We start from the raw sequence: 12,176 nt of genomic DNA on the forward strand, positions 1-12,176 counted from the left end.
GCGACAGAAGCTATCGCACGTGTTGTGGGCCGCTTCACGAGGGTGAGACACAGGCCAGGACGGCGGAGGAATTGATGCGGTCGCGGTATTCGGCTTTCGCCTACGGTGATTCCGGCTACCTGTTTCGCACGTGGCACCCGCGCACGCGCCCGGCGGACGTGGCGGTGGTGGTGGCGTGGCGGTCAGTGCAATCCTCTTGGCTGCCAATCGGTTTGCGGCATCGTCACGGATGAGTCGCCGCTGCGGGTCCGGGTCGGCGTTGCCGGCGAAGCACCCCCGGGGCGCGGCATCGACGATGGCCAACGCGCTCGAGTAGCGTTCGTCGGCGTGTGCCCGGTCCCCTGCCGCCGCGGCCCGGTCGCCCTGGGTCTCGCGGACCAATTCGAGGTTGACCCGCGCCCAACAAGAAGCGACGGTGTCGCTGCGGGCCAGCGCATCGGTGAAGTGGGCGTCGGCGTCCTCTAGCCGGCCGTCGAGCACGGCGGCTGTGCCAGCCGCTAACGGCGCCCTCGCGGGTTCCACCACATTGACGACTCCGAGAATGGTCGCATCGGTCCGTACCGCCCTTTCGTCACCTCTGGTGAAGGCATGGGCCGCCGAATTGCCGACCAACACAACAGAAAGCAGCTTGATTGTGACCAGCAGCGCGAGAGCTACGACGGGCGCCGAGTAGACGAGGAGCCGTCGTCGCAGCCTCAGCCGCGCCGGCTTGCGCGTCACGCCAAGTCCCGTCGCGCGATGCGGCCACGGCGAAACTCGCGGACCGACAGGTAGATCTCGGCGAGCAGCAGCCCGGCGGCGAGCAGCGCAGGCAGCCAGTACAGCTCGGTCCGTTCGGAGGGATCTGCTCGGCTACGCGCTGTGTCAGGCAGGTTCGGTTGGAGGGGCTGCCCGAGATCGCGGTGGACGTACGGAACGTCGAGTTGTGTTGCTATTTTGTGCAATTCGGTCTCATCGATCGCGTCGGTGCGGCCGTAGCCCAGCACTGCTCCGCCGGCTACCGACCCCCGCATGACGTTGAAGTCGCCCTGCGCCGCGCGTGATTCGGGCGCACCTGAGCCGAAGTAGAGCACCACGTTCCGCGAACCCGGGTATTGCTGCGTCGCCTCGATCAGCTGGTAACGCAGCACGTTGTCCGCCGCTCCCGCGTTGGGCTCGGGACCGGCATTCTGGGAGCCGAGCGCCGCGATGGTTGGGCGTAGGCTCCAAACGTCTTCGGATAGCGGCCAGTCCAGCGCGGCCTTTGAGGCGAAGCCAACGAGTGCGTACCGTGCCGCCGGGTACTGCTTGATCAGCGCCGCGATGTCGTCGCGCATTCCCGCGATTCGCGGTTGATCGTCGCCGTAATCATCGACGCCCGAGTCGGCCGACTGATCGACGACGAGAAACACGTTGAGATTCGCCCCGGCGGCGGCCGTCGCGTCCTGGCGGTTTTCGTCATCGAGAAGTGCTGGGCGGGTCGTCGCGACGATGAGCAGCAGCACCGCGAGCGTCACTCCGGTCCATCGCAACGCGACCCGCCTTCGGCGTCCCGCTGAGAGCAGCGCCTGCCGCAGCGCCACCAGGCGTGCCAGCAACAGTGCGCCGGCAACGACTGCCAGGATCGGCCAGGGCAGCACGGGCTGAAATGTCATCGGCGCAACACCAACAGGGCCACCGAGAGCACGGCCGCCGACAATAAGGCGATCGCAAGTGGTACTACCGGCGCATCACGGAAGTCCGCCGTCACGATGGTGCCGTCGGCACGGCGCGCCGGCGGGGCATGGGCGCGAATCCCGTTGATTATCGCGGTCACTGACTTCGTGGCCGGCACGACGTACCGGCCACCGGTCTGCTCGGTGAGCGCGACCAGCGCACCGCTCGCGGCCGAAGGGGCAGTGTCGATCACGTTCACTTGGGCCCCGGCCCGCTCGGCCAGGGTCCGGACACTGACATCGTTGAACAAAGCCACCCGCTGCTCCCCCGGGGCGCGAAGATCCGAAGGACCCAGATAGATGACCGAGCGCCGACCAGTGCTGCGCTGCTCGGCGAACGGGAACCCCGAGAGGCACAGCGCAAGAACGTCGTTCACGCTTGCGGCGTAATCGGTGTAGGGCACCGGCGGGGCGAACGATGTCGACTGCGCCTGGTGGGCGCCCATATAGTCGCCGAACCGCGCGGCGGCGTACTGGTGGTCGCGTGTCAGCGGCACCAGACGGCGGTTGGCCGAGGTCAGGCCAATGCGTTGCCCCTGCGGCGACGTAATGGCTTGCCGCGTGAAGTAGTCGAGCAGTTCAGACGTCGCCGAGTCGGTCACCGGCTGCCCGACACAGAGCATGATGTCCTCGGGGTGAGTAGCGTCGAAATCCTTGCTCGTAACGGTGGGACGGGCCGCAGCCCAGGTCGCGGCGCCGAACATGACCGTCAGCACCACCAACGTCACAATCGTCGAGAGCGAGCGCAGCCGCGCGACTTTCGCGTACTCGGGCAACCGCGTCAGCCGCGCGACGTTGGCCAATGGCCGCAGCCGCCTCCGCGCGGCGGTCATCGGAAGCAACGCCGCCAACGCGACGATTGCGACCAAGCAGGCGGCGCCGACGACAGCTACCGGCCACCACTTCAAGTCCACGAGCGGATCAGCTCCTGCGCCCGGGCACTCACATCGGCGACGTCGATGCGCGACTCAGCGTTGAATTGCGCGTCACCGAGCCGGGTGAGCAGCGGCGCGGCCTGCGCCAGGTTCCCGTCGGCCATCGCATCGATCTGCAGATACTGGGCCCGCTCGCCGGTCACTTGATGCAGAAAGCTGCGCACCGTCCGGCTGATGGCCGCGCACGCCGCCGGAGCCGACATCCGCCCGACATCGTGCTCACCGGCGATGCTCTGCACGCACCGGGCGAATCGTTTGCGGATCAGCCAGGCGTGCATTCGCCGTAAGACTGGGATGCGCCGCAACCGGTGTGACGGCAGAGTCCACACGAAAACACCCGCGTACCAACCGATCACGGCGAGAACCAGCAGGACGGCCAACCACAGCCAGCATGACGAGTACGGCTGCGGACCGAACACATGGCGCAGTAGGTCATCCGGCACGGGCGACCACCTCGGTCAGGCGAACGAGCTCACGCCGAATGTCCCTGCTGCCGGCTATCGTCGCGTGCGCGATTGCGTGGGCGGTCAGGAACGCATCGAGGCGATCGCGACGCTTCTGCTCGGCGCGGCGGTACGCGGTGACGACCCGTGGGCCGAGGTCGGCTCCGTTCAGGACGAAATGACCGGTGGCGACGTCGTACCCGTCAATGTTGTCGGGGCCCACCGCAGGCATGTCCGACGCCATCGCCCACATGATGTCGTGGCGCCCCGTCAATCTGGTGAGCACTTCGTTGAGCCGCTCATCGACATCGGGTTCGTCGGACACCACGATGATGAGCATGGTATGTCGGTAATGCGTTGCGACGTAGTCGAGTTGGGCGATGACGTCGCTGCGGCCGGGACGGGTCGTGGTGTGTTGGTACCAGCGGTGCAGCAGGCCCTCGATGTGCGACTCGCCGCGCCGCTGTGGAATGTTCACGCAGCCGCGATGGTCGCCGTAGACCATGCCGATCTGATCGGAACGCCGTAATCCGATCAACCCCACCGCACCCATGACGTGCGCGGCGACGTCGCGTTTGCACTCTCCGCTCGGGGCGAGCGCAGACATGTTGCGGCCGGCGTCGGCGACAAGCAGGATCTTGTGATGCTTTTCGGAGACGAACCGTTTGATGAGCACACCACCCGAACGTGCGGAAGCCTTCCAGTCGATGTCCCGCACGTCGTCGCCGGGAACGTACGGGCGAAGGTCGTCGAATTCCATGCTGCGCGTATGCAATAGCGCGTAGCGGCCGCCTTCGAGCAGACCGCTGGTATCGGTGCCGAAGTGCGCCTTGGCCCGGTTCAGGTGCTTACCCACGGGCGGCCTTCTGGCACCTCAAGGGACCCGGACGGCCCGCAGCATGGCGTCTACCACGACCTCGGAAGTGATGTCGGCGCTGGCCGCTTCGAAGCCGAGGATGATCCGGTGCCGCAGCACCCGGTGCGCGAGCTTCGCGATGTCCTCGGGCAGCACGTGCGCACGCCCGGCCAGCACCGCCTGCGCCCGGGCCGCCTTGCAGAACGCGATGGTGGCGCGTGGGCTGGCGCCGTATTCGACCAGCCGCGCCATCTGCTTGGGCAACGCCCGCGCGGGGTGGCGCGTCACGTCGACTAATTGGCTGGCGTAGAGCATCAGCGCACGGTCCATGTGAACATGGCGCACCACCTCCTGCACGCGCACAACGTCGTCGAGGCTGACCACCGGCGCAGTCGGTCGCGCCTTGTCGTAGATGCCGCCGTCGATCCGCGCCATCACTTCCACCTCCTCCTGCGGGGAGGGATAGCGCACGATTTCTTTGAGCAGGAAGCGATCGGTCTGCGACTCGGAGAGTGGATAGGTGCCTTCCTGGTCGACGGGGTTCTGGGTGGCGATGACCAGAAATGGATCCGCGAGGGGGTGGACCTGTCCGGCGATCGTGGTCTGCCGCTCCTCCATCGCCTCGAGCATTGCGCTTTGCGTCTTGGCACTGGATCGGTTGATCTCGTCGAGCAGCACGATGTTGGCGTGCACCGGACCTAGTTGCGTGACGAAGGAGTTGGTCGCCGAGTCGTAGATCTGGGTGCCGATGATGTCGCTGGGCAGCAGGTCGGGCGTGCACTGAATGCGTTTGAACCGGCCCCGAATCGACTCGGCGAGCACCTTCGCGGCGGTGGTCTTGGCCAAGCCCGGCACGCTTTCGAGCAGGATGTGGCCGCCGGCGAGCAGGCCGATCAGAAGCGACTCCCGCAGGTCGCGCTGCCCGACGATCTTGGCTGCGAACGCCTGGGAGATGGCATCGACGGTCCCCCGGACGCTATCGATTTCGCGCTGATCCGGTTGTGTTCGTGCTGTAGCCATATGCCGGCTGGGATACCCGGACGCCGGTTTTCCACACGTCGACGGGTCGCGGCGCTCTTACAGACCGGGCAAGCAGATGAGGGATCCGTTGCAGGTGTTGGCCGGTGAAGGGTCTCCCTCGAGGATGTGCGCGCCGACTTGGATGCCCCCCTCGGTGCCCGGATGTCCTAGGCTCCCGCCGTAGTAGTGGTGGCACGTGTTCATGTCCCATACGACGTCCGGCATCGGCAGTGGACTGCCAGGACACCAGATGTGGCTGCACATGGCCAACTGATTACAGATACCCGTTCCCGGGTCGGCCTGGGCAACACCGGCGCCCAGCCCCAGACTTCCCAATACCACGGTGCCTGACAGCAGTGTTCCGACGACGATTCGCTTCATGGTGGATTCTCCTAGTCGGTTCGCCTGCGTTGGCATTGCTTGGGCAATTACACCGGCCGGGGGTTCGCTACCGATCCCAAATTTGGGGCTTCGATTTGCAGCCGACAGCCTACGATTTGTCCCCTTGTGGGCGCCGCCTGGCTTTGGCCTCGGCCTCAAGTCGCAGCCGCACCGCGCGGGCCATCGCCTCGGCGGCCACCGCTTCGGCTTCGGCGGCTTTTGCTCCCGCCCAAATCTCGGCGGCCCGAGCTCGGGTTTCGGCGGCTGCTGCCCGCGCCCGCGCCTCAGCGGCGCCCGCTTCGGCTTCGGCGGCTTCTGCGCGCGCCTGCTCGCGTGCCCGCGCCTCGGCGGCCATGGCTTGGGTTTCCGCGGCCTCTGCCCGCGCCCGCGCCTCAGCGGCAAGGGCTTCAGCTTCGGCGGCCTTGGCCCGCTCCCGGGCTTCGGCGGCCAGGGCTTGAGTTTCGGCGGCCTCTGCGCGCTTCCGCGCCGCGGCGGCCAACGCTTCGGCTTCGGCCGCTTCCGCCTGCTTCCTGGCCTCGATGGCCCGGGCTTCGGCTTCGGCCGCTTCTGCGCGCGCCTGCTCCCGCACCCGCGCCTCGGCGGCCAACGCTTCGATCTCGGCCGCTTCGGCCTGCGCCCGCGCCTCGGCTGCCAGCGCCTCGGGTTCGGCGGCCTTGGCCTGCTTGCGAGCTTCGGCGGCGAGGGCTTGGGCTTCCGCGGCGGTGGCCTGCTTGCGAGCTTCGGCGGCCACAGCCTCGGCTTCGGCGGCCTCGGCCCGCTTCCGCGCCTCGGCGGCGAGCGCTTCGGCCGCCGCGGCTTCTGCGTGCGCCTGCTCTCGCAGCCGCGCCTCCGCGGCCAGCGCATGTGCTTCGGCGGCTTCTGCCATCGCCCGCGCCTCGGCGGCGACCGCTTCGGGTTCGGCGGCCAAGGCTTCGGCAGCGGCGGCTTCCTCCTGTGCCCGCGCTTCGGCGGCCCGCGCTTCGGCTTCCGCGGCCAGCGCTTCGGCTTCGGCGGCCAAGGCTTCGGCTGCGGCCGCGTCTGCCCGCGCCCGCGCCTCGGCAGCCACCGCCGCGGCGTCGGCGGCCAGCGCTTGGGCCGCGGCGGCTTCCGCCTGCGCCACTGCCTCGGCTTCGGCGGCCAACGCTTCGGCCGCCGCGGCTTGTGCCTGCGCGTCCGCCTCGGTTTTGGCGGCCAACGCTTCGGCCGCTGCGACTTGTGCCTGCGCGTCCGCCTCGGCTTCGGCGGCGAACGCCTCGGCTGCCTCGGCTTCTTTCTCCGCCCGCGCCACTTCCTTCTGCGCCCGCGCCTCGGCTTTTAATTCCCGACGCGACGGTTTTTGCTTGTGCTGGGTCGTGGATTGGCTGGCGCGCGGCTGAAGGTTGCGCTTCTGGGTGCCGGTCGCGACCCGCGACTTTTGCTCGACCTCCCTATACGGCCCGGCTAGGTAATCGAACAAAACCAAAGCCACGCCGGCCAGCAGCACCAGTGGCAGGGCCACGGACAGGTTCGTGACCATCCCCCAGATGCCGGCGACCGCCAGCGGCACCGCAAGCAACACCGCGGCCCCCGGATACCGAGTGCCTAGTTGGAGAATCGTCGCGGGCAGCGCGGATGAGCGTGCGACCAATGGAAGCCGATCCGGCCGACTACCGACGACTTTCTGCGATCCCACGATCCCTCTCCCTCACGGAGACGCTGGCACATAAACAGTACTGTGCGCGCGGTCGCGGCGGAATCTTAATTCTTAGTGTTTCCGTACAATGTCGCCGCAAGACCAGCGTCACTCCAGGCGCGCCGGGGCGAGGTCGCTGCGATGGTGGACTTGGGTTGAGACTCATTTGTCACGCTAGTCCCAGGTGACACTCCAGTCATAGGTCGGCTGCCGGCGTCCCACGTCGAGCGCGCAAACCCCGCAATTCCATCGTGAATTGCGGGGCGAGCCTCTACGCTGCCGGTAAGTCATGCTGTGTCGTCCGGCGAGGAGGCTGAACGCATGAGATTTTCGTCCGCCTCGGCGCCGGTCATGGCTGCTGTGGTCGGCGTATTCGGTCTGTGGCCGTTCGACGCAACGAGTTACCGCAGATGACCCCAGAACTGACGCATAGCAACGGGTTCGACTGGGACCGATTGGTAAAGATGCCCTCGGCGAGCGACGAGTGGCACAAAGGGCACCAAGTGCTCAACTTTTACCCGATGGACAAGGACTATCGAGATTCACCGACGGCTCGGGCAATGGTGACGGAATACTTCGCCGATGCGAAAGCATTGGACACCGATGCGGCCGTGCTCAAGTTCGGTTCTGATGCCGTCACGCTGCGCGGCGCCTACTTGGAGATGGGGGTGTGCACTGGAAGAACCATCAATTTCATTGCCGCGCTCAATCCAGGACAACGTATCTGGGGATTCGATTCCTTTGACGGGCTTCCCGAAGAATGGGCTCGCACCGACCTCACCGTCCCTCGAGGTACTTTTCGGGTCAACACCGAGGGGTGGATGCCACCGGTTCTACATAATGTAAGCCTGGTGAAAGGCATGTTCCGCGACACCCTTCCACAGTTCAAATCCGAGATTCTGAAATCTACGCCTATCGCGTTCCTCCATGTGGATTGCGATATATACGCATCCGCAAAGGAAATCTTCGACCAACTCGTCGATAATATAGTGTCGGGCACTGTAATAGTTTTCGATGAATTCTATAATTACCCCGAAGCGGCGGAACACGAATTCAAGGCATTCCAGGAATTCCTGGAGCGAACCGGGAAAAAGCCTGTCTACCTCGCGTATAACCAGTACTTCGAACAAGCGGTCGTCCAGATAATCTGAGAACCAGCACAGCGGTCAGCGACGGGCCGCCCATCCCTCAAGGGCTGAGTAGCGCCCGCGCAGACTAACGGGTTGCCGTTCACCGCCGGCAAACGCCTTTACTCGGCCTTGACCGTGTGTTGATTCCCCTCCCTGACTATCGGAACGTGAGTACGCTTCATGCGGTGGAACTGGGGGTTTTGGGACCTCTCCAGGTGCGACGGGATGGCGCCCCGGTCGCAATCCCGGGCGCGAAGCCCCGCGCGATCCTAACGATGCTCGGGCTACACGGTTCTTCGATCGTGTCAGCCGAAACCCTGCTCGAGCTTCTGTGGGGCGATGATCCCCCGCGGACCGCCGCCAAGGCGCTCCAGACCCACATTTCCTCGCTGCGGCGCACGCTGGATGACGGCGTCGTCTTGACCGAGGGAACGGGGTGGGTTCTCACGAAATCCGATACCGACGCTTCGCGCTACAAGCTGGCCACCAAGATGGGCCGTGACGCCGCAGCCGCCGGCGACAGCATCCAAGCGGTGGCCCGCTTCGACGAGGCGCTGACCCTCTGGCGCGGAATCCCTGAGCTGCCTGATACCCGCCGGGGAGTATCCGAGAAGACACGCTGGATAGAGGGCCACGCCGCGCTGGTCGAGGATCGCGCGGATGCTCTGTTGGCGACGGGTCGCGCCGCGGAGATCGTCGGCGAGCTCGAGGCGGCGGTGACCGATGCGCCCCTTCGCGAAAGGCGATGGGGCCAGCTGATGCTCGCCCTCTACCGCGCCGGCAGACAGGGCGAAGCGCTGGCCGCTTACCAACGGGCCAGGTCACTGCTGGCCGACGAGCTGGGGGTCGACCCTGGGCCGGAGCTTCGACGGCTGGAAGCCGCGATCGTTGCGCAGGACGCATCGCTGGAAGTCCCCGTAGGACAACAGCTTACGACGGTGACACGCGCTGTGACCTTCCTACTCACCGATATTGAGGGGTCGACGGCCGCTTGGGAGGCCGATGCCGATGCCATGGCGATCGCGCTCGCGCGCCACGATGAGATCGCCGAACAAGTGGTTACCTCCCGCGGAGGACGGCTGATCAAGACCCGTGGCGAGGGCGACGCCACGTTCTCGGTCTTCGATCGGCCGTCGGCGGCGGCCACCGCTGCGCTGGAGCTACAGGATGCGATTGCCCAAGAACCGTGGGCGTTGCGGGAACCCATGCGCATCCGCGTCGCGCTGCATACCGGCGAGGTCGAGCTTCGCGACGGTGACTACTTCGGTCGGGCGGTCAACCGTGCAGCGCGCCTGCGGTCGCTGGCGGTGGGTGGCCAGATTCTGTGCTCCGGCGCGACAGCCGAACTCGTCATCGATTCGCTGCCCGACGATGTCGTGTTCGCCGACTTGGGAATGCGTCAGCTCAAAAACTTGGCACGCCCAGAGCACGTTTTCGAGCTTCGCTTGCAAACCACCGAGGACAGTCCAGCGGAACAGACGACGGATGCACTCGTCGAACGGCCCGGCCTCCCCGCGGTACTGATCGGACCCGGTCCGTTCGTCGGGCGCACCCAGGAACTCGAAGGCCTTGTGTCCGTTTGGGAAACCGCGCTCAGGGGCGGCATGCACGCGGTTCTGATTGCCGGCGAACCAGGCGTAGGTAAGACGCGTCTTGCCGGCGAGTGGTCTCAACGGGCCTACCAGCAAGGAGCGGTCGTGCTTTACGGCCGCTGCGACGAGGATCTCGGAGCGCCATACCAGCCTTTTGCGGAGGCGCTACGTTCGCTCGTGCCGTGCATCGGCGCCACACGGCTGCGCGGATTGCGCGGTGTCGAAGCATTACTCGCATTGGTTCCCGGGCTGACCGATGTCCTACCTGATCTGGCCGCGCCAACCGCCGCCGACCCGGACACCGAGCGGTACGCACTTTTTGACGCGGTCGTGGCGTTGCTGGAAGTCGCTTCCGCCAGCGCACCCGTCGTCGTTGTGCTCGACGACCTGCACTGGGCAGCCAAACCCACGCTGCTCTTGCTGCGTCATCTCCTGCGCTTCGGTGACCACGCCCGCGTACAGATCGTCGGGACGTACCGCAGCACCGACCTCGACCGCTCCCATCCGTTGGCGGCCATGCTCGCCGACCTTCATCGCAGCACCGATTCCGGCACTGCCAACCGCCTTCAGCTAAGCGGCCTCGACGAGGGGGACGTGACCGCGTACGTCACGGAGGCCGGCTACGACGACGAAGAGCTCGCGCGGGCTTTGGCGTCGGTCACCGGTGGCAACCCGTTCTTCCTCATCGAGGCGCTGCGCCACGTCGATGAGAGTGGCGGGGTTTGGGATCCGACTACCCTGCCGCAAGGGGTTCGGGAAACCGTGAGCCGCCGGCTTTCGCGGCTCTCAGCAGAGACGAACAAGGCCCTTGCCGCGGCCGCCGTCGTTGGCAGCCGGTTCGCCGTGGAACTCGTTGAGCGGGTGGTGGAGCAAGATCTCGTTGACGCTTTCGACGAGGCGTGCAAGGCCGGCATCGTCATCGAGGAGCCCGGCGGCCTATACCGTTTCAACCACGCCATCGTGCGACGGTCGCTCCTTGCCGAGCTGGCATCGGTGCGCCGCATGCGGCTGCACCAGCGCATCGCCGCAACGCTGGAGACCGAGCCCGGGGCCGACGACGAGCTGTTGGCCGAATTGGCGCACCACTACTTCGAATGCGCATGGGCGGGAAACGCGGTGAAGGCCGTCGAGTACTGCCGGCGTGCCGCAGACCAGGCGATGGCACGACTCGGCTACGAAGGCGCGGCTGAGCTCTACGACAGAGCACTGCACGCACTGGAAGAGCTCGATGACGAGCTGCCCGATCGCGACGACCAGGCCGCCGAGCTACTGGTCGCGCGCTGCGAGGCCCTGCTGGCCGCGGGCGACGTGTCTTCGGCGGCGGGCGCGGTCTCGCAATTGCAAGCAACGACAGTCGATTCCGTCCGATTGGCGGCATGGGCGACATGCTTCGACGGCGAGCTGTCGATGTTGATCCATCCCGACCGGTTGGACGAGGTCGAAGCCGCACTAGGCGCGGCCGCCGAAAAGCTGGCCGGATTGGACGATGCCGCGGGCGAAGCCAAGGCGCACACCGTGCGCGCCACGTGCCTTGCACGGCTCGGGCGAATCGCCGACTGCGAAATCGCCTTGGACGAAGCACTTACCGCAGCGCGGCGCGCGCGCGAACACCGCCGAGTGAACGCCGTGCTCGCGGGTGCGCCGCTCGCCGCGTTGTGGGGCCCCAATCCTGTTCCGCGCGCTGGCGGTCGGTGTCTTGACGTGGTGCGGCTGCTGCGAATCACAACCGATTCGCCCGCCGTCGAGGCGACGTCGACGCGATGCCAGGCGGTATTGGAAGCCTTCCGCGGTCGCGGCGCCGCGGCACGACGGATGATCGACTCGGCCCGGCGCACCGTCACCGACCTCGGCCTGCGCCATGCACTTCTAGAAGTCGAGCAGTTCGCCGGCATTGTCGAGCTGGTCATCGATGATCCCGCTGCCGCCGAGGCGCCGTTACGTAAGGCCTACAACGGTTTTCGCCGTATGGGCCTGGACGCCGACACCGCCGAGACCGCCGCCCTGCTTGGTCGTGCGTGCCTGCTACTCGAACGGGACGCCGAGGCTGGCGAGTTGTGTACGGAAAGTGAGCGTCTGGCTGGCCACGCGCTCAAGCCCTCGATCGCCTGGCGCACGCTTCGGGCGCAGCTGCTCTCACGCGGCAATGATCACGACGAGGCACGCAGGGTAGCCGAGGCCGCTGTCAATTTGGCCGAGCGCACCGACGCGCTGGTTGACCACGGCGACGCATGCCTGGCATTGGCAACAGTTTTGGCCGCCGCGGGTGATGTCTCGGGAGCGCGAGCCGCCGTCGAGCGGGCGGTCGGTCTGTGGGAGCGAAAAGGGGCCGCCGCACTGGTCGAGAAGGCGCGCCTCGTTCTCGGCGAGCGCCAGGTGCCGACCGCCCCGGCGAGCCCGGCTCCGCCCGATGCGCCAGTTGCCGAGCCCGACAATGCATGCGTCCGAGTGGGTCA

10 protein-coding genes are annotated in these 12,176 nt (G+C 66.6%); 3 read left to right on the plus strand and 7 right to left on the minus strand.

Annotated elements, in window-relative coordinates; genetic code table 11:
• The first annotated feature begins 74 nt into the window (after positions 1-74).
• Positions 75-233 (plus strand): YchJ family metal-binding protein, encoded by a 159-nt coding sequence (locus A5652_RS29095; protein ID WP_369805756.1) that lies wholly within the window; start codon positions 75-77, stop codon positions 231-233.
• A gap of 483 nt (positions 234-716) precedes the next feature.
• Here A5652_RS29095 and A5652_RS05780 read toward each other — a convergent pair whose 3' ends face one another.
• From A5652_RS05780 to A5652_RS05810, 7 genes are all read right to left on the minus strand, one after another.
• Positions 717-1,634: a vWA domain-containing protein gene (locus tag A5652_RS05780; protein WP_067347601.1), complete on the minus strand. Its 918-nt coding sequence runs from the start codon at positions 1,632-1,634 to the stop codon at positions 717-719.
• Positions 1,631-2,608, minus strand: a complete 978-nt coding sequence (locus A5652_RS05785) for a hypothetical protein (RefSeq protein WP_067347603.1) — start codon at positions 2,606-2,608, stop codon at positions 1,631-1,633. The genes A5652_RS05780 and A5652_RS05785 overlap by 4 nt, the downstream gene beginning before the upstream one ends.
• On the minus strand, positions 2,599-3,072 hold the full coding sequence (locus tag A5652_RS05790) for a hypothetical protein (protein ID WP_067347607.1): 474 nt from the start codon (positions 3,070-3,072) through the stop codon (positions 2,599-2,601). Before A5652_RS05790 ends, A5652_RS05785 begins: the two co-directional genes overlap by 10 nt.
• On the minus strand, positions 3,062-3,928 hold the full coding sequence (locus tag A5652_RS05795; RefSeq protein ID WP_067347610.1) for a DUF58 domain-containing protein: 867 nt from the start codon (positions 3,926-3,928) through the stop codon (positions 3,062-3,064). The genes A5652_RS05790 and A5652_RS05795 overlap by 11 nt, the downstream gene beginning before the upstream one ends.
• Before the next feature lie 18 nt (positions 3,929-3,946).
• Complete coding sequence (locus tag A5652_RS05800) at positions 3,947-4,948, minus strand: MoxR family ATPase (protein WP_067347613.1); 1,002 nt, start codon at positions 4,946-4,948, stop codon at positions 3,947-3,949.
• A gap of 57 nt (positions 4,949-5,005) precedes the next feature.
• Complete coding sequence (locus A5652_RS05805) at positions 5,006-5,329, minus strand: hypothetical protein (protein ID WP_067347616.1); 324 nt, start codon at positions 5,327-5,329, stop codon at positions 5,006-5,008.
• Positions 5,330-5,438: 109 nt separating this feature from the next.
• The gene (locus A5652_RS05810) at positions 5,439-7,001 is read right to left on the minus strand and encodes a hypothetical protein (protein WP_156745171.1); all 1,563 of its coding nucleotides are present in this window, start codon (positions 6,999-7,001) and stop codon (positions 5,439-5,441) included.
• A 410-nt stretch (positions 7,002-7,411) separates the two neighbouring features.
• Between A5652_RS05810 and A5652_RS05815 the strand changes: the two genes are divergently transcribed.
• Positions 7,412-8,152 carry a TylF/MycF/NovP-related O-methyltransferase gene (locus tag A5652_RS05815; protein WP_067347624.1) on the plus strand — a complete coding sequence of 247 codons (741 nt, stop codon included), beginning with the start codon at positions 7,412-7,414 and terminating at the stop codon, positions 8,150-8,152.
• Positions 8,153-8,316: 164 nt separating this feature from the next.
• Positions 8,317-12,176 (plus strand): BTAD domain-containing putative transcriptional regulator (locus tag A5652_RS05820; RefSeq protein WP_156745172.1); only part of this gene is annotated, 3,860 nt, incomplete at its 3' end.

This window comes from Mycobacterium sp. 1165178.9, from assembly GCF_001673555.1.
Taxonomy (GTDB): Bacteria; Actinomycetota; Actinomycetes; order Mycobacteriales; family Mycobacteriaceae; genus Mycobacterium.

Excerpts from the sequence above, each read along its gene's own strand:
- A5652_RS29095 (WP_369805756.1), top strand. The coding sequence starts at position 75 with ATGCGGTCGCGGTATTCGGCTTTCGCCTACGGTGATTCCGGCTACCTG.
- A5652_RS05815 (WP_067347624.1), top strand. The coding sequence starts at position 7,412 with ATGACCCCAGAACTGACGCATAGCAACGGGTTCGACTGGGACCGATTG.
- A5652_RS05800 (WP_067347613.1), bottom strand. The coding sequence starts at position 4,948 with ATGGCTACAGCACGAACACAACCGGATCAGCGCGAAATCGATAGCGTC.
- A5652_RS05805 (WP_067347616.1), bottom strand. The coding sequence starts at position 5,329 with ATGAAGCGAATCGTCGTCGGAACACTGCTGTCAGGCACCGTGGTATTG.
- A5652_RS05780 (WP_067347601.1), bottom strand. The coding sequence starts at position 1,634 with ATGACATTTCAGCCCGTGCTGCCCTGGCCGATCCTGGCAGTCGTTGCC.